Origin of the sequence: Streptomyces sp. NA04227 (genome assembly GCF_013364195.1) — a bacterium.
Lineage (GTDB): Bacteria > Actinomycetota > Actinomycetes > Streptomycetales > Streptomycetaceae > Streptomyces.
The window spans coordinates 622075-644782 of the sequence record NZ_CP054918.1; the positions used below are offsets into that span (position 1 = coordinate 622075).

A 22708-nucleotide genomic window follows, 5' to 3' on the forward strand; every position below is an offset into this window, starting at 1 on the left:
CCCGCTACCCTCGCGAACAGACTTGCGAAGATCGCGTACGACAAGCAGAGGGAAACCGCCGTCCGGGCATTCCCGTCCCTCCCTTGACCGGCACGCGAATGAGGCTTGGCCAGGAAGGCGCAGCAACGCCATGGGACGTCACAACCTGCCCGAAGAGTACGGTGCGGAACCAACCCCGCCACATCCGGGCGCACGCCGACGCTACGTGGCGATCGCCGCGGCGCTGGTCCTGAGCATCACCGCCGCCGGCGTGGTCTCCTACCAGAGCGGCTGGCTGTCGAGCAGTTCCTGCACGGACGAAGCCGTACGTCTGGACGTGGTGGCCGCCCCCGACGTGGCCCCCGCCCTGCGCGAAGCCGCGGACTACTCCCGCGAGCAGGAGATCAAGTCGGACGGCCACTGCATGGACATCCACATCACGGCCCAGGACTCGTACCGGACGGCCAATGATCTGCACAGCGCCAAGAAGCCCCCGAAGTACGAGGTCTGGGTGCCCGATTCGCAGATGTGGGTGCAGGGCGTCCAGGGAGTCGACGGCACCGGGGGCACCGGCACCGGTGTGGTGCAGCTGACCCCGGCCGGAAATGTCGCCGCGTCACCGCTGGCGATGGCGGCCCGCCCGGAGAAGGCGGAGCAGCTCGGCTGGCCCGACAAGACGTACTCCTGGAGCGAGTTGGCGGACAGTTCGCTCAAGAAGGGCGGCCTGCGGCTGAGTCTGCCCGACCCGGGGCGCAGCGCGACCGGCCTGTTCGCGATGTCCCGGCTCGCCATGTCCGAGGGCAAGCCGGGCGGCAAGCCCGACAAGCAACGCGAGGCACGCGGCGCGACGTTCGCCAAGTACCTCCGCGACCACGTGGCCGATCCCGCGACCGAGGTTCTCGACACCCTGGCCGGTCCGGAGGACGACGGGAAGCGCGCCACCGAGGCGCTGATCGTCTCCGAGCAGGCCGCCTTCCGCCACAACGCGAAGGCCAAGTCCGACGGCGACGTCAACCTGTTCCACCCCGAGGACGGTTCGCCACAGCTCGACTACCCGTACACCCTGGTCGACGAGCCCTCGATGACCACGGACGAGTCCCGCGCCGCGCTGCGTTTCATGACCCTGCTCGGCGAGGAGGAAGGGCGGCGCATCCTGCGTGAGCAGGGCTTCCGCACCAGCGTCGGCGGTTCGGCCACCACCGTGGCCACGGCGGCCGGAAGCCGTTCGCCGCAGCCGTACGACGACGAGGACGCCACCCAGCCGAGCCCCGGCGACCTCCAGGAGTCGCTCGGCATGTGGACCATCACCGTCAAGAGTGTGCGTCTGACGAGCCTTGCCGACGTCTCCAGTTCGATGGCGCAGATCGTGCCCGAGAAGGGCCTGCCCCGGCTGACGCTCACCAAGAACTCGTTCCTGGAAGGGCTGAAGACCTTCACCGATCACGACGAGATCGGCCTGTGGAAGTTCGGCGCGGACCTCGACGGCGACCGTGACTTCAAGAAGATCGTCCCCACCCGGGCGCTCGGCGAGGGCTCGCACCGCGACGACATGGAGAAGGCGCTGGAGGGCCTGACGCCTTCGGCCTCGGACACCACGGGTCTGTACGACGCGGTGCTCGCCGCCTACCAGCAGGCCTCGTCCACCTATGTGGAGGGCAAGTTCAACGCTGTCGTCATCGTCACCGACGGCAGCAACGACACCGGCCCGCTGACCCGCTCCGCGTTGCTGCGCAAACTGCGCGACCTGTCCGACCCGAAGAAGCCCCTGCCGGTCATCACGGTGGCCCTCGGCCCCGAGGCGGACAAGGACGACGCCGAGCAGATCGCCTCGGCCACCGGCGGCACCAGCGAGCAGGTGTCCGACCCGACGGTGATCCAGTCCGTGATCCTCAAGGCCATCATGACCTCGGGCTTCCGTTCCCAGCGCTGAACCGCCGCGCTCACCGCCCCGGCAGCGCGGGCGCCGGTACGCCGATGGGCCAGGTGTGCACCGGGGCGTCGGTGCGCATCAGTTCGGCGTAGCGGCGGGTCGTCGCCGCCAGGGCGGTACGCCGGTCGAGGCCGCTGTCCAGGGCGTGGTGGAAGGTGTCCGCCTGCCAGGAAGCGCCGTTGACCCCGCGGCGGCACCGCTCCTCGATCACGCCCAGATAGTGGTCCCGGTCCACGGGCTCGACGCCCCAGGCGTCGAGCCCGGCCGCGGCGAGCGGCAGCAGTTCCTCCAGGACCAGGGTGACGGCGGGCATCCGTACGGTGCCGCCGTGCCGTCCGCGCCGCGGCCACTCCAGCTCGGCGTCGATGCCGTGCCGACAGGCCGTCTCGAAGTTGGCGGCGGCCGCCTCGAACGGCAGCCGGGCCCACAGGTGCCGGGCGTCCTCGGCCAGGGCACGGATCGCGCCGTAGTAGAAGGCGGTGTTGGCCATGACGTCGGTGACGGTCGGACCGGCGGGCAGCACTCTGTTCTCCACGCGCAGGTGCGGCCGCCCGTCGCGGACGTCGTAGACGGGCCGGTTCCAGCGGTACACGGTGCCGTTGTGCAGGACCAGTTCGGACAGCTTCGGTACGCCGCCCGCATCCAGTACGGCGAGCGGGTCCTCCGGGTCGCAGATCGGCAGCAGCGGCGGGAAGTACCGCAGGTTCTCCTCGAAGAGGTCGTACGCCGACTCGATCCAGCGCTCGCCGAACCAGGTGCGCGGACGCACCCCTTGGGCGCGGAGTTCCTCGGGCCGGGTGTCGGTGGACTGCTGGAACAGCGGAGGCCGGGACTCCCGCCACAGCTCACGGCCGAACAGGAACGGCGAGTTGGCGCCTATGGCCACCTGCACGGCGGCCAGTGCCTGCGCCGAGTTCCACACGTCGGGGAACCGTTCGGGGGTGACCTGCAGGTGCAACTGCACCGAGGTGCACGCCGCTTCGGGGGCGATCGAGGAGGAGGTGCCGATGAGCCGTTCCACGCCGTCGATATCGAGCGTGAAATCCTCGCCGCGGGCCGCGCGCATCTGATCGTTGAGAAGGGTGTAGCGATCGCCGGCGGAAAGATTCGCGGACACCAGATCTTCCTGGTCGAGCGTCGGCAGAATGCCGATCATCACGATCCCCGCGGACACTTCACCGGCCTTGCGGTCCGCATAGGCGAGCCCGGTCCGCAACTCCTCGGCGAGCCGGTCGAGAACGCGGCCGGTCAGCCGGTGCGGAGCGATGTTCACTTCGAGATTGAACATTCCTAGCTCGGTCTGGAAATCCGTCGAAGCGATACGTTCCAGCACTTGCGCATTACGCATCCGCGGCAGACCGTCACTGCCCACCAGATTCAGCTCGATCTCCAGCCCCATGAGATTCCGGGGCCTGTCGAACCGCTCCTCGTCCAGCAACCGCTCCAGCCCCGCCAGGCACATGTGCAGCTTCCTGCGGTACTGACGGCGGTCGGCGAGCCCCCGCACCTCCGCCTCGACCTTCTCGCCCATCGAAGCATCCTTCCCCGATCGGGCAGCCCAAAGATCCGGCCGCGGTGTCACGCTCCATGATGCCCGCTAAAGTGATCGACAAGCCCCCCGTCATGGACCACCAGGACAGTAGGCTGAGAAGTGGCACATTCACCGGGCACAGGCCTGGAGCACATTCCCGGGACGGTTGTGAAAGGCGATCCGTGAAATCGCGGACGATATTCGGCCGTCCGCAGCGGGTTAACAGCCGCAGGTCACGCGCCCGCACTCGCCCCGAAATGCGGAAGCGCACCTTCGAACGCCGTCCGAATACGCCCTTGCCCGCGATATCCATAAGGGCTAGCGGAAACGCGACGTGAACATCCTTCGTATAAACTTCGCGGACGAGGCGGAGAGTTGGTGCCCCGCGGTATACGCGAGCCCACTCACCTCGCACCCCGAGAGCTGAGCCGACAGCGCTGTCTGCACTGCCTTCGCTTCCTCCTGCCTGTCAAATGAGAGGCGACCCATCATGCCGCTGCATGTGCCCCCTGCCCCGGCGCCCGCCCTGCGCAGCGTCCTCACCGCACTCGCTTCGCCCACCGCGGTCGACGAGGCGCACACTCCCTCCCTCAGGACCGCCGGCGGGCCGCTCTCCGCCGAGTTCCCGCTGCCGCTGCACGTGCTCGACCGGATCCCGCAGGACGGCGTCCTGAGCACCCGGCTCGCGGGCTGGCGCTTTCTGATCCGGGGCGCCGAGCACGTGCTCGCCGCGGCGGACACCCGTCCGACGCCGGACGGCTGGGCCTTCTCGCACTTCTTCGAGGGCCCGTACGTGACGGCCACCGAGCGCGCGCTGCGACAGGCCGAGGCCCTGGCGGGCCCGCACCAGGTGCGTCTGCTGTCGGTCCCGGAGCTGTACATGCTGACGCTGTGGCTGCACGGCGACTGCGCCGCGGACGGCGCCGCGGGCAGTCCCGCCCCCACCGACCTGCTCGTGCCGCTGGCGCCCGCACCGCCGGGCATCGCCGCGCACCGGCCGCGCCAGGTGGCGGAACTGCGGCCGCTGCTGAGCCTTCGCCTGGCAGCGCCCCTGCTGCGGACCACCGCCTGATCCGTCCGGGCCACGCGCCATGGCACGGCCGGGTGGGCAAGGACCACCCGAAGTGACGGTGAACCCCGGCCGAACCGTTCATACGAGCGAGGCGTCATCAACCTGTGACGGGAGCTGCGGCGAAATCCCTGCGGATCCGCACCCGCAGGGCAACACTGGGAACAGGAAGACTCCACACCACACGGGGGCGGCATGAACGAGAACACGGGGGGCGGCACCAGCGCCGAGCCGGGCCGCAGGACAGACATCACGACGCAGCGAGAGATCCCAGCCATGTGCAAGCACCAGCCAGCCTGCCCGTCCGCAGAATCCGCCGACCGGGAGGCCGCACTCCCGGTGGCGCATCACCCGGAACAGGGCTGGAGCCTGCTGTGCAACGGCGTGCTGCTGTTCGAGGACACCGGTGAGCTGCTGCCCAACGGGCAGATCATCGCCCCGCACCGGCCGCTGGCCGCAGGGCGGGTCGTCCGGGCGGCCTGACCACCGCACAGAACGCCCTCGGGGCCGCTCCCGGCCGAATCGACCGGGAGCGGCCCCGAGTTGTGTCCGGTCCGCCCACCCGCCGAACGGGGGACGGACCGCTCACCGTCAGTCCTCGTACGCGTCCAGCGGCGGGCAGGAGCACACCAGGTTGCGGTCGCCGAAAGCCTGGTCGATGCGGCGCACCGGCGGCCAGTACTTGTCCGCGGCGCTGACACCGCTCGGGAAGACCGCCTCCTCGCGGCTGTACGCGTGGTCCCAGTCCCCGGCAAGCGTGCCCGCGGTGTGCGGGGCGTTGCGCAGCGGGTTGTCCTCGGCGGGCCACGCGCCGGTGCCGACCTTCTCGATCTCCGCGCGGATGGCGATCATCGTCTCGCAGAAGCGGTCGAGCTCGGCCAGGTCCTCGCTCTCGGTGGGCTCGATCATCAAAGTCCCGGCCACCGGGAACGACATGGTCGGCGCGTGGAAGCCGTAGTCGATGAGCCGCTTGGCGACGTCGTCCACGGACACGCCCGTGGCCTGGGTCAGCGGACGCAGGTCGATGATGCACTCGTGCGCCACCAGGCCGCCCGGGCCGGTGTAGAGCACCGGGAAGTGCGGTTCGAGCCGCTTGGCGATGTAGTTGGCGCTGAGCACCGCCACCTGGGTGGCGCGCTTGAGGCCCTCGCCGCCCATGAGCCGGACGTACGACCACGAGATCGGCAGGATGCCCGCCGAGCCCCAGGGAGCGGCGGAGATCGGGCCCACACCGGTCTGAGGCCCGGCCGCGGGCTGGAGCGGGTGGTTCGGCAGATACGGGGCGAGGTGCGCCCGTACCCCGACCGGGCCCACACCCGGACCGCCGCCGCCGTGCGGGATGCAGAACGTCTTGTGCAGGTTGAGATGCGAGACGTCGCCGCCGAAGTGACCGGGCTTGGCGAGGCCGACCAGCGCGTTGAGGTTGGCGCCGTCCACGTAGACCTGGCCGCCCGCGTCGTGCACCGCGGCGCAGATGTCCGCGACGTGCTCCTCGAAGACGCCGTGCGTCGAGGGGTAGGTGATCATCAGCACCGACAGTTCGTCGCGGTACTGCTCGATCTTGGCGCGCAGGTCCTCGACGTCGATCTCGCCGTCCTCGGCGGTCTTCACGACGACGACCTTCATGCCCGCCATCACCGCGCTGGCCGCGTTGGTGCCGTGCGCGGAGGACGGGATCAGGCAGACGGTGCGCCGGGTGTCGCCGTTCGCGCGGTGGTACGCGCGCACCGCGAGCAGGCCCGCGAGCTCGCCCTGCGAACCGGCGTTGGGCTGGAGGGAGACCTTGTCGTAGCCGGTGACCTCGGCGAGGCGCTCCTCCAGCTCCCGGATCAGGGTCAGGTAGCCCTCGGCCTGCTCGGCGGGCGCGAAGGGGTGCAGCGCGCCGAACTCCGGCCAGGTCACCGGCTCCATCTCGGTGGTGGCGTTCAGCTTCATCGTGCAGGAGCCGAGCGGGATCATGCCGCGGTCGAGCGCGTAGTCGCGGTCCGCGAGGCGGCGCAGGTAGCGCAGCATCGCGGTCTCCGAGCGGTGCTCGTGGAACACCGGGTGGGTCAGGTACTCGTCGGTGCGCAGCAGCGCCTCGGGCAGCGTGTCCGCGGCCTCGGCGTCCAGCGCCTCGATGCGCTCGAGGTCCGCCGGGACTCCGAACGCCTGCCAGACGGCGGCCAGTTGCGCGCGGTTGGTGGTCTCGTCGCAGGCCATCGAGACGTGGTCGGCGTCCACCTGACGCAGGTTGACGCCGCCCTCGCGGGCCGCCGCGACGACGGCCTCGGCCCGGCCGGGCACCCGCGCGGTCAGGGTGTCGAAGTAGGCGGTGTGCACCAGCTCGACGCCGCCCTCGCGCAGACCCGCGGCCAGGATCGTGGCGTAGCGGTGGGTGCGCCCGGCGATCGCCTTCAGTCCCTCGGGACCGTGGTAGACGGCGTACATACCGGCCATCACGGCGAGCAGCACCTGGGCGGTACAGATGTTGCTGGTCGCCTTCTCACGGCGGATGTGCTGCTCACGCGTCTGGAGCGCGAGGCGGTAGGCCCGGTTGCCGTCGGCGTCCACGGACACGCCGACCAGACGTCCGGGCAGGCTGCGCGCGAACTTCTCGCGGACGGCCATGTAACCGGCGTGCGGTCCGCCGAAGCCCATCGGGACACCGAAGCGCTGCGTGGTGCCGACCGCGATGTCGGCGCCGAGCTCGCCGGGCGACTTCAGCAGGGTCAGGGCGAGCAGGTCGGCGCAGACGGTGACGACGGCACCGGCCTCCTGCGCCTGCTCGATCAGGGGCTTGATGTCGCGTACGACACCGGAGGCGCCGGGGTACTGCAGCAGCACACCGCTGATGCCGCGCTCGACGGCCTCGGCGGGCAGGCCCTCGGACAGATCGGCGACGAGGACCTCGACGCCGGTCGGCTCCGCGCGGGTCTCGAGCACGGCGATCGTCTGCGGCAGCACCTCCGCGTCGACGAGGAACAGACCGTTCTTGACCTTGCCCACCCGGCGCGCGAGGGCCATCGCCTCCGCGGCGGCGGTGCCCTCGTCCAGGAGCGAGGCACCCGAGGTGGGCAGCCCGGTGAGGTCGGCGACCATCGTCTGGAAGTTGAGCAGCGCCTCCAGGCGGCCCTGCGAGATCTCCGGCTGGTACGGCGTGTAGGCCGTGTACCAGGCGGGGTTCTCCATGACGTTGCGCAGCACCACGGGCGGCGTGAAGGTGCCGTAGTAGCCCAGTCCGATCATGGAGCCGAGGACCTGGTTGCGGTCGGCCAGCGTGCGCAGTTCCGCGATCACCTCGGGCTCGGTGCGGGCGCCGGGCAGCGCGAGGGCCTCGGCGCTCTTGATCACATCGGGCACCGCGGCGGCGGTGAGCTCGTCGAGGGAGCCGTAGCCGACCTGGGCGAGCATCTTCGCGCAGGCTTCGGAATCGGGACCGATGTGGCGCTTTTCGAAGGGCGTGCCCTGCTCGAGTCGCGTCAGCGGAATACGGGTCATGTCGGAGGCCTCCTGGTCGTGTACGACCTTCGGGGGGCACCTCGGCACCGGTGCCCTGACGGCCTCCCCCTCTGTCATCTCGACCTGAGAGCTTCACCGGGCCAGTTGCGGCCGGTTTTCACCGTCGGTGAGAGCGGAAGCCGTCGCGTCCGCCCTGCTTTCCAGAGTGACCTCGTCCGTGCGGTACGGGTGCCTGAGAGATTCCGGGGAGGATTTGCTCCTTCGGCGCCCCGGCTCGCTGTGTCAGCGGGCCCGGGACTCTCCCGCACGGGGTCGACAGCCATCAGCCAGCCTACCAGCGCGTCCCCGGCCACCCATCGCTCAAGTGGCCGCAATCTCCATTCTGCTATTTCGTAGTGTTTACGGATGATTGCGCCCAGTTGTTCCGGCCACTTGGAGGAGCACGTGCAGACCGACATCGATCCCCGCAAGCTGATCGGCCGCAAGGCCTTCGACCGCACCGGCGCCAAGATCGGCACCATCGCCGAGGTCTACCTCGACGACGCCACGGGCGAGCCGGAATGGGCTGCCATACGGACGGGTCTGTTCGGCCGGGACGCCTTCGTCCCCCTGGAGCCGAGCGAGCTCGCCGAGGACACGCTGCGCGTCCCCTACGACCGTGCCCTGATCAAGGACGCCCCGGACTTCGGCGTCGGCCGGCACCTCTCCCCCGAGCAGGAACTCCAGCTCTACCGCCACTACGGACTGGACATCGCCCCCGCCTCACCGCCACCGCCGGACCGCGACTTCGGCCGACTCGCGGGCTCCGAAGAGGCCTGAGCACCGCCCGCCCGGGCCGGATCGACCGGCAGCGCCGACACCAGGGGCAGCGGCTCCGCCCGCTCCAAGTCCGGGTCGTCGCTGCGGAACGTACGCACCCTCCCGGGCGCCGAGCCGGGCGTCTCGAAGCGCACGGTGACCCTGCCGAGGCCGCTGCCCTGCACCCACCCGTGCCCGTACTCGCTGTGCCGTACGTCGTGACCCGCGTGCCAGGTGGCCTCGGCAGGCGCCGGGGTCTCCTGGGGCGTCTGCGGCGCCGGTTCGTGCCCCGGCTCCGGATCCGGCTCCGCCCCGCCCGCCGCCTGGGCGAACAGATCCTCCTGCGTGTAGTCCGCCAGGCCGGTGACCCCGACGCCGAGGAGTCGTACGCCGCCGGTGGTGTCGACGGACTCCAGGAGCCGGGCCGCCGCCTCGCGCACGACGGTCCGGTCGTCGGTGGGTCCGCGCAGGGTCTCGGACCGGGTGAGCGTCGAGAAGTCGTACCTGCGCACCTTCAGTACGACCGTGCGGCCCGACCGACCCGCCTCGCGCAGCCGGTGCACACAGCGGTCGGCCAGCCGCTGCACTTCGAAGCGCACCCGCACCCGGTCGTGGATGTCCACGTCGTAGGTGTCCTCCACCGAGACCGACTTGGCGTCCCGCTCGGCCACCACCGGACGCTCGTCGCGGGCCAGGGCCATCGCGTACAGCCCCTCCCCGTGCGCCTTGCCGAGCAGCCGGACCAGCTCCTCCTCGCCCGCCTCCGCCAGCTCCCCGACCGTGGTGATGCCCGCCCGCCGCAGGTGGTCTCCGGTCGCCGGGCCGACGCCCGGCAGGATGCGCACCGGCATGGGCCCGAGCAGCTCCCGCTCGGTGCCCGGCTCTATGAGCACGAGACCGTCCGGCTTCGCCTCCTCGGAGGCGATCTTGGCGAGCATCTTGGACGCGGCGAGCCCCACCGACCCGGTCAGACCGGTGGCCGCCCTGATGTCCGCGCGCAGCCGCTCACCGACCACCCGCGCCGACGCCGCGTCGGCCGCCGCACCCGTGGTCTCCAGATCGACGAAGGCCTCGTCCAGGCTCAGCGGCTCCACGAGCGGCGACAGCTCCCTCAGCAGGCGCATGACCTGCTCGCTGACCTCACGGTAGAGACCGAAGCGCGGCACCAGATACGCCGCGTTCGGGGCGAGCCTGCGCGCCTGCCCCATCGGCATCGCCGAGCGGACACCGAAGACCCGCGCCTCGTACGAAGCCGTCGCCACCACCCCGCGCGGCCCGAGACCTCCGACGATCACCGCTTTCCCGCGCAGGCTCGGCTTGGATGCCTGCTCCGCCGAGGCGTAGAAGGCATCCATGTCCAGATGCAGGATGGTGGGCGCGGACCTCACATGTCCGATGCTCCCGCACGCCACTGACAACCGGCCCATCGACCGGCCCGGCAGACGTCCGCGATGCCGGTCCGGTGCCGGGTCCGACGGCTCAGACGGCCCGGTTGCGGCGCCGCGCCAGCTCGTCGGCCGGGTGGTGCGGAACCAGCGTCTCGCCGGTGTCGACCCGCTCGCCGTGCAGCTGGGACAGCGCGCTCTCGACGTCCCGCCAGACCACACCCACCGCGATGCCGAAGATCCCCTGGCCGCCCTGGAGCAGATCGTGGACCTCGTCGGGCGAGGTGCACTCGTAGACCGTCGCGCCGTCACTCATCAGCGTCATCCGCTCGAGGTCGCGAAAACCGCGCTCGCGCAGGTGCTGGATGGTGCTGCGGATGTTCTGCAGTGAGACGCCGGTGTCGAGGAGACGCTTGACGATCTTCAGTACGACGACGTCGCGGAAGCTGTACAGGCGCTGCGTACCGGAACCGTGGGCCGGACGCACCGTCGGTTCCACCAGGCCGGTGCGGGCCCAGTAGTCGAGCTGACGGTAGGTGATGCCCGCGGCGGCGCAGGCGGTGGGACCGCGATATCCGATGTCCCCCGCCCCCGGATCCTCGGCCGCCGACGCCGTGACGGCGAGCTTGGGCGAATGATCGTGATCGGCCCTGCTGCCCTGAAGCTGGTACGGACCACCGTCCCCGAGGCTGCGCCCGGGAACTCCCCCAGTCGTACCGTCGCCGCTGCTTCTCACGCCGACCTCCGCGTCCTTGACCTGCCTTCACGACCGTAGGCAGTCACCAGGGGTGCGTCAACGATCGCCGCACTCGCCACGCCGAGTGATTATCACCCCGAGAGTGGTTTCTCCCGCCCCGCCGCGGGGAAAGGCTAGCCGAATGCGCAGACGGGACGAGCCCGAGCGCCGGTCGTCGTCACGGGTGCCGCACCGTTGCACCGCGTCCCGACCGGCCGGTCACTGATTGCTGGTGCCGAAGTCCTCGGGCGAGATCTGGTCCAGGAACTCCCGGAACTTCTCGACCTCGTCCTCCTGCTCGTCCGGAATGGCGATACCGGCGTCGTCGAGCACCCCGTCGCTGCCGTAGATCGGCGTACCGGTGCGCAGCGCGAGCGCTATGGCGTCGGACGGGCGGGCGCTGACCTCGACGCCGCTGGCGAAGACGAGCTCCGCGTAGAAGACGCCTTCTCTGAGGTCGGTGATCCGGACCTCGCTGAGTTCCTGGCCGACCGCTTCGAGCACGTCCTTGAACAGGTCGTGGGTGAGCGGGCGTGCGGGAGCCATGCCCTGCTGGGCGAAGGCAATGGCGGTGGCCTCCCCCGGCCCGATCCAGATGGGGAGGTAGCGGTCGCCTCCCACCTCGCGCAGGAGCACGATCGGCTGGTTGGAGGGCATTTCGACCCGGACACCTACGACGTCGAGCTCGTTCACACAGCAACCCTAGGCCGTGCCAGGCACCTTTGGGTAGTCGGGCAGGCCGTCCGCGGCCCTCGACGAGGCCCTTATCAGGGCAGACGCACCCCAAGGGCGTTCTGCACCAGGACCGCGTGCAGTCTCACCGTGAGCCCGGCGAGCTCCTTGGCGCGCGCCTCGGCCTGCGCCCTGGTCCGCGGATTGCGCTGCATCCGCAGCGGCGCCACGAGCTGGTCGACCAGGCCCGCCTCGCGTTCCGCGGCGGCCTTCAGGACCCGCAGATGGCGCGGCTCGATCCCGGCCCGGCCCAGTTCCTGCACAAGGGTGGCCACAGTGACCGCCTCGGCCTCGTACCCACCCTCCGGCAGGGCCGTGAGCAGGCCGTACGACTCCCACTCGACGAGTGTGTCCTCGTCGATGCCCGCCGCGGCCAACAGCTCGGCACGGCCCAGCCTTGCGCGCCCGCACTCCTCGTCGCCCGCCGCCCGTTCCGAGCCCGTCATGTCCGGGATCTCACCGTCGGGCGAGTCGAGCTGGTCGCGGATGACCTTCAGCGGCAGGTAGTGGTCACGCTGGAGGCGCAGGACGCGCGCGAGACGCTCCACGTCGTCGGTGGTGAACTTGCGGTACCCGGACGGCGTGCGCTGCGGCTCGACCAGCCCCTCCGCCTCCAGAAAGCGGATCTTGGAGATCGTGACCTCGGGAAATTCCTCCCGGAGCACACTCAGGACGCTGCCGATGCTCAGCAGCCGTACATCCGTCGCGGCGGTGCCACTGCGGGCACCGCCGCTGGGGGTTCGAACCATGACACTTCCCTGGGGGTCCCCCCGGACGGAGTCTGAGGGATGGTCAGATGCCCCGCTGGCTTGCGTAGAAGACCAGCCGGTACTTGCCGATCTGCACCTCGTCGCCGTTCGAGAGCGGCACCGCGTCGATGCGCTCACGGTTGACGTACGTGCCGTTGAGGCTGCCCACGTCCGCCACACCGAAGGAGCCGTCGGGCTGGCGGCGGAACTCGACATGGCGGCGGGAGACGGTGACGTCGTCCAGGAAGATGTCGCTCTGCGGGTGGCGGCCCGCCGTGGTCAGGTCGCCGTCGAGCAGGAAGCGGCTGCCGGAGTTGGGACCGCGGCGCACGATGAGCAGCGCGGAACCCGGCGGCAGCGCGTCGACGGCCGCCTGTGCCTCCTGCGAGAGGCTCGGCGTCTGCGACTGGCCCGAGGCGTCCGGCTCGTAGGACTCGATACCGGAGATGGAGATCGTCGAAGTGGTCTCCGACGGACGCTCACCGGCGCCGCCGGGCCGCAGCGGCGTACCGCAGTTGGAGCAGAAGCGGCTGCCTTCCGCGTTGCGGTTCCCGCACCTCGTACACACCAAGGGCGACATGGACGGATCCTCCTGCCGCGGTTGCCCCGCGGCTGCCTGCGACGCATACGGGCCGGAGGCGTACCCTCCACCCGCACTCGAGGTTGACGGATCTGTGAAACCTATGGGGCCGGAACCGGCAGGGTCAACGGATGACGCGCCCTGACCACCGGAAATATCACCTCGCGGAGCACCGACCTCGTCCCGGAACAGCGGACGGTCGTCCCCCTGCGCCTCCGGGTCACCCGGCCGCGGTGCGCGATGACGCGCCGTCGCCGGGGCACCCCCGTCACGCGCGCTCTTGCCGAACAGCTTGCCAAACAACTTCACGGGCGATTCCCCTTGACCGATACAGACCCGCCCGTGGCACAGGACGAACCCTGAATGTTCACACCGGTGCACTCACCGGCCGACCCGGACACCCTCACAACGTCCTTGTCCGCCGAACAGTTTCCCTCACACACGGCTTTCGTAATGAGCCGACCCCTCGCCATTCCATGCCCCCGTCGGGCAGCCCCCATACACCATTTCTTCACCGCGACGACGACCGAGCGTAGTCAGGCTCTTCAGCAGGTCGCAAGGCGTCCACGACGACCTTCTCCTCGTCCTGCACCCGCACCGTCGCCTGCTCCTTCTCCAGCGTCTGCACAACTCCCCCGGGAATGTTCAGCGCCGGAGCCAGATCCTCGGGTTTCCCGATGACCTTGAAACGATACGGCGCACTGATCTTGTTCCCGTCCACGCTCACGCCACCCCCGGAGGCATCCGAGAGATAGGTGTTCGCGACCACACGCACGTCGTTGACCTGGATCGCTTCCGCCCCCGCGGCACGCAGCTCCTGGACGGCGTCGAGCAGCATGTCCGCCTCCACCGCCCCCTTCGTGTCCTCGATCGTCACCGTGATCCCGGGCCCCTCCGCGGCCACGGTGCCCGCGAGAACACCGAGCTGCCGCTCCTTCTCGAGGGTCTGCTTCCGTGCCTCCTCCGCCTGGTTCGAGCTGTTCTCCAGGCCGGTGCGCTGGTCCTCGAGACGTTGCTTCTCATCTTCCAGACGCTGTGTACGGTCATCGAGTTCATCGAGGATCCGTACGAGATCCTCCTGCCGTGCACCGCGCAGGGCACTGTTCTCGTTCGTCGAGGCCACCTGGATCGCCAGACCGAAGCCGAGCCCGGCGAGCAGCACGGCCACGATGAGCTGGGCCCGGCTGACCCGCGGCGGCCACAGACTCTTGGCCAGCCGCTGCCGACCGGACTCCGTGGGCGCCTGCGAGGCACGCTCCGCGGACCCGGCCGGCTCCGCTCCCGCGGTGGAGCGCTCGGTGGGACCCGGCTCCCGCGGTGTGTGCTCCGCGGGCACCTCGGCGGGCAGTTCCTTGCGGAAGCGGTGCTCGGGCTGTTCGTCCTTGTCCATGTGTCTCAGGCCCTGAAGACGTGGCGGCGAATCGCGGCCGCGTTGGAGAAGATCCGGATGCCGAGCACGACCACCACACCGGTGGACAGTTGGGCGCCCACCCCGAGCTTGTCGCCCAGGAACACGATGAGCGCGGCCACCACCACGTTGGAGAGGAACGACACGACGAAGACCTTGTCGTCGAAGATCCCGTCGAGCATCGCCCGCAGACCTCCGAAGACCGCGTCGAGCGCCGCGACCACGGCGATCGGGAGATAGGGCTCGACGGCTGCGGGCACCTCGGGCTGGACCAACAGTCCGACCACGACTCCCACGACGAGGCCCAGTACGGCGATCACGATGTGCCCTTCCCTGCTGTCGGCGATGACGCCGGTTCCGGCTTTGCTGTTCTGACGGTCACGCTGGGCGCCGCGGGCAGCTTCAGCTCGTTCTGGACCGAAATGGCCGTACGGATACCGAAGTTCTCCTGCAGGGCGTGCAAGTACTGCCCGTCGGCGCTGTCCTGGAACTTCCGGCTGAGCCGTTCCTCGTCGCCGATGGCGAACACCGTGTACGGCGGCACCAAGGGCCGGTTGTCGACCAGTATGGCGTCCCCCGCGGCGCGGATCGCGGACAGCGCCGTCAGCCGCTGACCGTTTATCGAGATGGCCTCCGCACCCGATTCCCAGAGGCCGTTGACCACGCGCTGCATGTCGCGGTCGCGGACCCGGCCGGTGTCGGAGAAGTCCGAACTCTCGCGCGGGCCGCCGCCCTCCGACTCGGCCGACTTGGCGTCGTCGACCACGAGCTTGACACCGGGTCCTTCCACCGCGAGGGCGCCCGACAGCAGCCCGACCAGCTCGCCCTTGCGGCCGCCGTGCTTCTTGAGGGCTTCCTCCTGGCGGGCGCTCACCTCGTCGCGCAGCGCGTCGACCTGGTCCTCGAGCCGGTCCGCGCGGTCGGTGTCCTGCTCGACGCGGTCGATGAGCTCCTCGCGTTCCTTGGCCACCACGGGTGCGGCCATCCGCGCCTGGGCGGCGCCGACGGTGACCACCGCGGCCGCGAGTACGAGTCCGACGGCCAGCCCGACCTTGGCCCGCAACCGGCTCGGCAGTCCCGCCTCGCCACGCGCCTTCTTGCGCTCGGCGGCCTCCGCGTAGCCCTCGTCGAGGCTGTGGTCCATCACATTGGTCAGCAGCGACATGGAGGCGTCCGGGCGCGGGCGGCGCTGCGGGGTACTCCGATCGGGCGGCTGCTGCGGCATGCCGCACATCGTCGCACGTCGGGGGCGTCAGCTCCGAATGGCCCCACCGAACTCGCCCGGAGCGCGCGGAAATCCCGCACGCTCCGGGCGAAGCCGCGCTCAGCGCCCGGCGCCGTCCACCACGGCGGACCATTCGTCGAGCAGTGCCTGGGCGGAGGCGTCGTCCGGTCCTTCGGCCCACAGATGGGTGACGGCCTCGGCGGGATCGGGGAGCACCATCACCCAGCGCCCGTCCGACTCCACGACCCGCACCCCGTCCGTGGTGTCCACGGAGCGGTCGCCCGCCGCCTCGACGACGCTGCGCATCACGAGCCCCTTGACCGCCCACGGAGTGGCCAGATCACGGCGCAGTACGTGCGCCCGCGGGATGCGTGCGTCGATCTGGCTCAGCGTCAACTGGGTCCTCGCGACAAGGCCGATGAGCCGTACGAAGGCGGCCGTACCGTCGAAGACACTGCTGAACTCGGGGACGATGAAGCCGCCCCGGCCGTCACCGCCGAAGATCGTCTGGTCCTCGCGTCCGACCCGGGTGAGGTCGTCGGGTGAGGTCGTCGTCCACTCCACCTGGGTGCCGTGGTACGCGGCGACCTGCTCGGCGACACGGGTCGTGGTGACCGGCAGCGCCACCCGGCCGCTGCGGCGCTCGGCCGCGACCAGGTCCAGCATGACCAGCAGGGCACGGTCGTCCTCGACGATCCGCCCCTTCTCGTCGACCAGCGAGAGGCGTTCGCCCACCGGGTCGAACCGGACACCGAAGTCGGCGCGCGCCGAGGCCACGATCTCGCCGAGCCGCGTGAGACCCGCGCGACGCGCCTCGGCCGTCTCGGTGGGGCGGGACTCGTCCAGACCGGGATTGATGGTCAGCGCGTCCACCCGCAACTTGCCCAGCAGACTGGGCAGTACGAGACCGGCGCTTCCATTGGACGCGTCCACCACGATCTTCAGTCCGGACTCGACCACCCCGGAGGTGTCCACGTTCCGCAGCAGCGAGCCGGTGTACGAGTCGAAGACACTGGCCGGGAAGTTGAGATCGCCGATCTCACCGGGGAAGGCCCGCCGGTACTCCTGGCGGGCGAAGACACGGTCGAGCTTGCGCTGACTGCCCTGCGACAGGTCCGCGCCGCCGCCGTCGAAGAACATGATGTCCACCGAGTCGGGCACCCCCGGAGTCGTCCGGATCATGATGCCGCCCGCGCTGCCCCGCGCGGTCTGCTGCCGGGCCACCGGAAGCGGCACGTTCTCCAGATCGCGTACGTCGATGGCCGCGGCCTGCAAGGCCGAGATGACCGCCCGCTTGAGCGCACGCGCACCTCGCGAGTGGTCACGGGCGGTGGTGACCGTGGAGCCCTTCTTCAGGGTGGTGGCATACGCCCCGGCGAGCCGCACCACGAGTTCCGGGGTGATCTCGACGTTGAGGATGCCGGAGACGCCGCGCGCGCCGAAGAGCTGCGCCTGCCCGCGCGACTCCCAGATCACCGACTGATTGACGAAGGCACCCGCTTCGATGGTCTTGAAGGGGTACACCCGCACATTGCCCTGGATGATCGATTCCTCGCCCACCAGGCACTCGTCGCCGATGACCGCGCCGTCCTCGATCCGCGCGGCCCGCATGATGTCCGTGTTCTTGCCGACGACGCAGCCCCGCAGATTGCTCTGCTGCCCGACGTAGACGTTGTCGTGGACGACCGCCTTGTGCAGGAACGCACCGCTCTTCACGACGACATTGGAGCCGATGACCGTGTGCTCCCGGATCTCCACACCGGCTTCCACCTTGGCGTAGTCACCGATGTAGAGCGGGCCTCTGAGCACCGACTCCGGACTCACCTCCGCGCCCTCGGCCACCCACACGCCCGGGGAGATCTCGAAGCCGTCGAGCTCGACGTCCACCTTCCCCTCGAGTACGTCCGCCTGTGCCTTGACGTAGCTCTCGTGTGTACCGACGTCCTCCCAGTAGCCCTCGGCGACATAGCCGTAGATCGGCTTGCCCTCCTTCATGAGCTGAGGAAAGACATCGCCGGACCAGTCGACCGAGGTGTCCGCTTCGACGTAGTCGAAGACCTCGGGCTCCATGACGTAAATTCCGGTGTTCACCGTGTCGGAGAAGACCTGACCCCAGGTCGGCTTCTCCAGAAAACGCTCGACCTTGCCGTTCTCGTCGACGATGGTGATGCCGAATTCCAGCGGATTCGGAACACGGGTCAGACAGACCGTGACCAGTGCGCCCTTCTCCTTGTGGAAATCGATCAGCTCCGTCAGGTCGAAGTCCGTCAGCGCGTCGCCGGAGATCACGAGAAAGGCATCGTCCTTCAGCGCCTCTTCCGCGTTCTTCACGCTTCCGGCGGTGCCGAGTGGCTTCTCCTCGTTGGCGTACGTCAGCTCCATGCCGAGCTCTTCGCCGTCTCCGAAGTAGTTCTTGACCAGGGAGGCCAGGAACTGGACTGTGACGACGGTCTCAGTGAGTCCATGCCGCTTCAGAAGCCGCAGAACGTGCTCCATGATCGGCCGATTGGCGACCGGAAGAAGCGGTTTGGGCATGCTTGAAGTCATGGGGCGAAGGCGCGTGCCCTCACCGCCGGCCATAACGACGGCCTTCATGTCGGAAGCGTCCTCCTCCAAGAGATGACGGTTCAGCCGACTTCACCCGTCGCCATTGAAGGTGCGAGAGCCGCCCTCAGCGGCCTCAATCGGCCATTTTGTCCGCCCTGACGAGACGGCGGACCTGAACCATGTAGAGGATTCCTGCCCACCAATAGAGCGTTGTACCCCATCCGGTGAACGCCCATCCGAAAATCGCGGCCAACGAGCCGATCCACCCATCGGAGTCACTGAGGAGAAGTAGCGGGAAGGCGTACATCAGGTTGAACGTCGCAGCCTTCCCGAGGAAGTTCACCTGCGGCGGCGGATATCCGTGCCGCCGAAGGATCCCGACCATGACGAGAAGGACGAGCTCACGCGCCAGGAGGACACATGTGAGCCAGAGCGGAAGAATCTCCCGCCACGTCAGACCGACCAGGGTGGACAGAATGTAGAGCCGGTCGGCCGCCGGATCGAGGAGCCGTCCCAGGCTGCTGATCTGGTTCCAGCGCCGGGCGAGCTTCCCGTCCAGGTAGTCGGTGACCCCGCTGAGCATCAGCACGACAAGGGCCCACAGGTCGCTGTTCGGGCCACCGAACTCGGGACGGAGAATCAGCCACAGGAACAACGGCACGCCAAGCAGGCGGGCCATGCTGAGGATGTTGGGGATGGTGAAGACCCGGTCGGTCTGGACACGGGTCTCTTGGACCTCCACCCGGGGGCCTCCTGGAAGCGAGCCGACGATGCTCGATGACTTTACCCGCAGCGGGGCCGAGGTCATGAGGAGGGGTCTGGCAAGCCCCGAAAGGAGGTCCGGAGGTGAAGGAAAACAGGAAACGAAGAAGACGAGAAGACAAGAAGGCAAAAGAACAAGCCCGGAAATGCGGAAAGCCCCCGTACCGTATCCCGGTACAGGGGCTCACACGCATTCTTCTCAATTTTAGTTCGGCGGCGTCCTACTCTCCCACAGGGTCCCCCCTGCAGTACCATCGGCGCTGTAAGGCTTAGCTTCCGGGTTCGGAATGTAACCGGGCGTTTCCCTCACGCTATGACCACCGAAACACTATGAAACACCAACCAGCATCACGCCCCATAAAAATGCATGGGAGGTTGTTCGTGGTTTCAGAACCAACACAGTGGACGCGAGCAACTGAGGACAAGCCCTCGGCCTATTAGTACCAGTCAACTCCACCCCTTACAGGGCTTCCATATCTGGCCTATCAACCCAGTCGTCTACTGGGAGCCTTACCCTCTCAAGGAGGTGGGAATACTCATCTCGAAGCAGGCTTCCCGCTTAGATGCTTTCAGCGGTTATCCCTCCCGAACGTAGCCAACCAGCCATGCCCTTGGCAGAACAACTGGCACACCAGAGGTTCGTCCGTCCCGGTCCTCTCGTACTAGGGACAGCCCTTCTCAATATTCCTACGCGCACAGCGGATAGGGACCGAACTGTCTCACGACGTTCTAAACCCAGCTCGCGTACCGCTTTAATGGGCGAACAGCCCAACCCTTGGGACCGACTCCAGCCCCAGGATGCGACGAGCCGACATCGAGGTGCCAAACCATCCCGTCGATATGGACTCTTGGGGAAGATCAGCCTGTTATCCCCGGGGTACCTTTTATCCGTTGAGCGACGGCGCTTCCACAAGCCACCGCCGGATCACTAGTCCCGACTTTCGTCCCTGCTCGACCCGTCGGTCTCACAGTCAAGCTCCCTTGTGCACTTACACTCAACACCTGATTACCAACCAGGCTGAGGGAACCTTTGGGCGCCTCCGTTACCCTTTAGGAGGCAACCGCCCCAGTTAAACTACCCATCAGACACTGTCCCTGATCCGGATCACGGACCCAGGTTAGACATCCAGCACGACCAGAGTGGTATTTCAACAACGACTCCCCCTGAACTGGCGTCCAGAGTTCACAGTCTCCCACCTATCCTACACAAGCCGAACCGAACACCAATATCAAACTGTAGTAAAGGTCCCGGGGTCTTTCCGTCCTGCTGCGCGAAACGAGCATCTTTACTCGTAGTGCAATTTCACCGGGCCTATGGTTGAGACAGTCGAGAAGTCGTTACGCCATTCGTGCAGGTCGGAACTTACCCGACAAGGAATTTCGCTACCTTAGGATGGTTATAGTTACCACCGCCGTTTACTGGCGCTTAAGTTCTCAGCTTCGCCACACCGAAATGTGACTAACCGGTCCCCTTAACGTTCCAGCACCGGGCAGGCGTCAGTCCGTATACATCGCCTTACGGCTTCGCACGGACCTGTGTTTTTAGTAAACAGTCGCTTCTCGCTGGTCTCTGCGGCCACCCCCAGCTCAGAGCGCGAAGCTCATCACCAGAAATGGCCCCCCTTCTCCCGAAGTTACGGGGGCATTTTGCCGAGTTCCTTAACCATAGTTCACCCGAACGCCTCGGTATTCTCTACCTGACCACCTGAGTCGGTTTAGGGTACGGGCCGCCATAAAACTCGCTAGAGGCTTTTCTCGACAGCATAGGATCATCCACTTCACCACAATCGGCTCGGCATCAGGTCTCACCCACGTGCCATCCGGATTTACCTAGATGACGGGCTACACCCTTACCCCGGGACAACCACCGCCCGGGATGGACTACCTTCCTGCGTCACCCCATCACTCACCTACTACCAGCTCGGGTCACCGGCTCCACCACTTTCCATTCCCCGAAGGGTCCGGAACGGCTTCACGGGCTTAGCATCACTGGATTCAATGTTTGACGCTCTACAGCGGGTACCGGAATATCAACCGGTTATCCATCGACTACGCCTGTCGGCCTCGCCTTAGGTCCCGACTTACCCTGGGCAGATCAGCTTGACCCAGGAACCCTTAGTCAATCGGCGCAAACGTTTCTCACGTTTGTATCGCTACTCATGCCTGCATTCTCACTCGTGAACCGTCCACCACTGCCTTCCGGCGCGGCTTCACCCGGCACACGACGCTCCCCTACCCATCACAGCCTCCGTTGGGAGTATTGCTGCAATGACACGACTTCGGCGGTACGCTTGAGCCCCGCTACATTGTCGGCGCGGAATCACTTGACCAGTGAGCTATTACGCACTCTTTCAAGGATGGCTGCTTCTAAGCCAACCTCCTGGTTGTCTCTGCGACTCCACATCCTTTCCCACTTAGCGTACGCTTAGGGGCCTTAGTCGATGCTCTGGGCTGTTTCCCTCTCGACCATGGAGCTTATCCCCCACAGTCTCACTGCCGCGCTCTCACTTACCGGCATTCGGAGTTTGGCTAAGGTCAGTAACCCGGTAGGGCCCATCGCCTATCCAGTGCTCTACCTCCGGCAAGAAACACACGACGCTGCACCTAAATGCATTTCGGGGAGAACCAGCTATCACGGAGTTTGATTGGCCTTTCACCCCTAACCACAGGTCATCCCCCAGGTTTTCAACCCTGGTGGGTTCGGTCCTCCACGAAGTCTTACCTCCGCTTCAACCTGCCCATGGCTAGATCACTCCGCTTCGGGTCTTGAGCGCGCTACTAAACCGCCCTATTCGGACTCGCTTTCGCTACGGCTTCCCCACACGGGTTAACCTCGCAACACACCGCAAACTCGCAGGCTCATTCTTCAAAAGGCACGCAGTCACGAGACACACAAAGTGTGTCCGACGCTCCCACGGCTTGTAGGCACACGGTTTCAGGTACTATTTCACTCCCCTCCCGGGGTACTTTTCACCATTCCCTCACGGTACTATCCGCTATCGGTCACCAGGGAATATTTAGGCTTAGCGGGTGGTCCCGCCAGATTCACACGGGATTTCTCGGGCCCCGTGCTACTTGGGTGTCTCTCAAACGAGCCGCTAATGTTTCAGCTACGGGGGTCTTACCCTCTACGCCGGACCTTTCGCATGTCCTTCGCCTACATCAACGGTTTCTGACTCGTCCTGCCGCCGGCAGACGACAGAAGAGAGATCCCACAACACCCCAAGCGCAACCCCTGCCGGGTCTCACACGCTTGAGGTTTAGCCTCATCCAGTTTCGCTCGCCACTACTCCCGGAATCACGGTTGTTTTCTCTTCCTGCGGGTACTGAGATGTTTCACTTCCCCGCGTTCCCTCCACATGCCCTATGTGTTCAGGCAAGGGTGACAGCCCATGACGACTGCCGGGTTTCCCCATTCGGACACCCCCGGATCACAGCTCGGTTGACAGCTCCCCGGGGCCTATCGTGGCCTCCCACGTCCTTCATCGGTTCCTGGTGCCAAGGCATCCACCGTGCGCCCTTAAAAACTTGGCCACAGATGCTCGCGTCCACTGTGCAGTTCTCAAACAACGACCAACCACCCACCACCCCGAACCAGAGTCCGAGTTCACTGGGGCCGGCATACCGAAGGGCGAGCTCACGCTCGCACCCTCAGACACCCAACAGCGCGCCCGGCACAGCCAGTTGACGATCTCCACGTTCCACGCTCCGAAGAGCAGTACTAGTGAACCCATCCAACTGTCTGTGCCGAATAGTCAACGTTCCACCCATGAGCGACCATCGCAGGACGTTCGCCTGCGTTATGGCTCTGGACCACCAAGCAAGCTTGGCGGCCT

General features: G+C 67.4%; 16 protein-coding genes, 2 rRNA genes and 1 riboswitch. Of the genes, 4 read left to right on the forward strand and 14 right to left on the reverse strand.

Going from position 1 to position 22708, the window contains the following annotated elements; all coding sequences use genetic code 11:
- The first annotated feature begins 130 nt into the window (after positions 1–130).
- Positions 131–1909: a substrate-binding and VWA domain-containing protein gene (locus HUT18_RS02365; protein ID WP_176097352.1), complete on the forward strand. Its 1779-nt coding sequence runs from the start codon at positions 131–133 to the stop codon at positions 1907–1909.
- A gap of 10 nt (positions 1910–1919) precedes the next feature.
- Here the strand turns inward: HUT18_RS02365 and HUT18_RS02370 are convergent, their stop codons facing one another.
- Positions 1920–3440 (reverse strand): glutamate-cysteine ligase family protein, encoded by a 1521-nt coding sequence (locus tag HUT18_RS02370; RefSeq protein ID WP_176097354.1) that lies wholly within the window; start codon positions 3438–3440, stop codon positions 1920–1922.
- Between the two features lie 490 nt (positions 3441–3930).
- Between HUT18_RS02370 and HUT18_RS02375 the strand changes: the two genes are divergently transcribed.
- Both HUT18_RS02375 and HUT18_RS02380 read left to right on the forward strand, forming a co-directional pair.
- Complete coding sequence (locus HUT18_RS02375; RefSeq protein ID WP_176097356.1) at positions 3931–4512, forward strand: hypothetical protein; 582 nt, start codon at positions 3931–3933, stop codon at positions 4510–4512.
- A 273-nt stretch (positions 4513–4785) separates the two neighbouring features.
- Positions 4786–4992 (forward strand): DUF5999 family protein, encoded by a 207-nt coding sequence (locus tag HUT18_RS02380; protein WP_176104242.1) that lies wholly within the window; start codon positions 4786–4788, stop codon positions 4990–4992.
- A gap of 108 nt (positions 4993–5100) precedes the next feature.
- Here HUT18_RS02380 and gcvP read toward each other — a convergent pair whose 3' ends face one another.
- Positions 5101–7989, reverse strand: coding sequence for an aminomethyl-transferring glycine dehydrogenase (gene gcvP / locus HUT18_RS02385; RefSeq protein ID WP_176097357.1), 2889 nt, complete (start codon positions 7987–7989; stop codon positions 5101–5103).
- Positions 7990–8160: 171 nt separating this feature from the next.
- A riboswitch (glycine riboswitch) is annotated at positions 8161–8265 on the reverse strand.
- 129 nt (positions 8266–8394) lie between these two features.
- Between gcvP and HUT18_RS02390 the strand changes: the two genes are divergently transcribed.
- A complete protein-coding gene (locus tag HUT18_RS02390) occupies positions 8395–8769 on the forward strand; it encodes a PRC-barrel domain-containing protein (RefSeq protein ID WP_176104243.1) in 375 nt (124 codons plus the stop codon).
- Here the strand turns inward: HUT18_RS02390 and HUT18_RS02395 are convergent.
- The 12 genes from HUT18_RS02395 to HUT18_RS02450 form a co-directional block, all read right to left on the reverse strand.
- Positions 8688–10136 (reverse strand): DNA polymerase IV, encoded by a 1449-nt coding sequence (locus HUT18_RS02395; RefSeq protein WP_176097359.1) that lies wholly within the window; start codon positions 10134–10136, stop codon positions 8688–8690. The genes HUT18_RS02390 and HUT18_RS02395 overlap by 82 nt on opposite strands.
- A gap of 91 nt (positions 10137–10227) precedes the next feature.
- Positions 10228–10869 carry a MerR family transcriptional regulator gene (locus HUT18_RS02400; RefSeq protein ID WP_176097361.1) on the reverse strand — a complete coding sequence of 214 codons (642 nt, stop codon included), beginning with the start codon at positions 10867–10869 and terminating at the stop codon, positions 10228–10230.
- A 219-nt stretch (positions 10870–11088) separates the two neighbouring features.
- A complete protein-coding gene (locus tag HUT18_RS02405; RefSeq protein WP_176097362.1) occupies positions 11089–11562 on the reverse strand; it encodes a bifunctional nuclease family protein in 474 nt (157 codons plus the stop codon).
- Positions 11563–11636: 74 nt separating this feature from the next.
- The gene (locus HUT18_RS02410; RefSeq protein WP_176097364.1) at positions 11637–12350 is read right to left on the reverse strand and encodes a MerR family transcriptional regulator; all 714 of its coding nucleotides are present in this window, start codon (positions 12348–12350) and stop codon (positions 11637–11639) included.
- A gap of 43 nt (positions 12351–12393) precedes the next feature.
- Positions 12394–13311, reverse strand: coding sequence for an FHA domain-containing protein (locus HUT18_RS02415; RefSeq protein WP_176097366.1), 918 nt, complete (start codon positions 13309–13311; stop codon positions 12394–12396).
- A gap of 130 nt (positions 13312–13441) precedes the next feature.
- Positions 13442–14320 (reverse strand): DUF881 domain-containing protein, encoded by an 879-nt coding sequence (locus HUT18_RS02420; protein ID WP_176097368.1) that lies wholly within the window; start codon positions 14318–14320, stop codon positions 13442–13444.
- Positions 14321–14325: 5 nt separating this feature from the next.
- Positions 14326–14658: a small basic family protein gene (locus HUT18_RS02425; RefSeq protein ID WP_176097370.1), complete on the reverse strand. Its 333-nt coding sequence runs from the start codon at positions 14656–14658 to the stop codon at positions 14326–14328.
- On the reverse strand, positions 14655–15572 hold the full coding sequence (locus HUT18_RS02430) for a DUF881 domain-containing protein (RefSeq protein ID WP_176097372.1): 918 nt from the start codon (positions 15570–15572) through the stop codon (positions 14655–14657). Before HUT18_RS02430 ends, HUT18_RS02425 begins: the two co-directional genes overlap by 4 nt.
- A 90-nt stretch (positions 15573–15662) precedes the next feature.
- Positions 15663–18158 (reverse strand): mannose-1-phosphate guanyltransferase, encoded by a 2496-nt coding sequence (locus HUT18_RS02435; RefSeq protein WP_176097374.1) that lies wholly within the window; start codon positions 18156–18158, stop codon positions 15663–15665.
- A gap of 85 nt (positions 18159–18243) precedes the next feature.
- Entirely contained in the window at positions 18244–18852 is a 609-nt protein-coding gene (locus HUT18_RS02440) for a CDP-alcohol phosphatidyltransferase family protein (RefSeq protein ID WP_176097376.1), read from the reverse strand.
- 228 nt (positions 18853–19080) lie between these two features.
- Positions 19081–19197: ribosomal RNA gene (gene rrf / locus HUT18_RS02445) — 5S ribosomal RNA — on the reverse strand.
- A 92-nt stretch (positions 19198–19289) separates the two neighbouring features.
- Positions 19290–22406 (reverse strand): 23S ribosomal RNA (locus HUT18_RS02450).
- Between the last annotated feature and the right edge of the window lie 302 nt (positions 22407–22708).

Bases quoted from the DNA above. Each gene is read 5' to 3' on its own strand.
- HUT18_RS02380 (WP_176104242.1), top strand. From the start codon at position 4,786: ATGTGCAAGCACCAGCCAGCCTGCCCGTCCGCAGAATCCGCCGACCGG.
- HUT18_RS02435 (WP_176097374.1), bottom strand. From the start codon at position 18,158: ATGAAGGCCGTCGTTATGGCCGGCGGTGAGGGCACGCGCCTTCGCCCC.
- HUT18_RS02375 (WP_176097356.1), top strand. From the start codon at position 3,931: ATGCCGCTGCATGTGCCCCCTGCCCCGGCGCCCGCCCTGCGCAGCGTC.
- HUT18_RS02420 (WP_176097368.1), bottom strand. From the start codon at position 14,320: ATGGACAAGGACGAACAGCCCGAGCACCGCTTCCGCAAGGAACTGCCC.
- HUT18_RS02370 (WP_176097354.1), bottom strand. From the start codon at position 3,440: ATGGGCGAGAAGGTCGAGGCGGAGGTGCGGGGGCTCGCCGACCGCCGT.
- gcvP (WP_176097357.1), bottom strand. From the start codon at position 7,989: ATGACCCGTATTCCGCTGACGCGACTCGAGCAGGGCACGCCCTTCGAA.
- HUT18_RS02410 (WP_176097364.1), bottom strand. From the start codon at position 12,350: ATGGTTCGAACCCCCAGCGGCGGTGCCCGCAGTGGCACCGCCGCGACG.
- HUT18_RS02365 (WP_176097352.1), top strand. From the start codon at position 131: ATGGGACGTCACAACCTGCCCGAAGAGTACGGTGCGGAACCAACCCCG.
- HUT18_RS02430 (WP_176097372.1), bottom strand. From the start codon at position 15,572: ATGTGCGGCATGCCGCAGCAGCCGCCCGATCGGAGTACCCCGCAGCGC.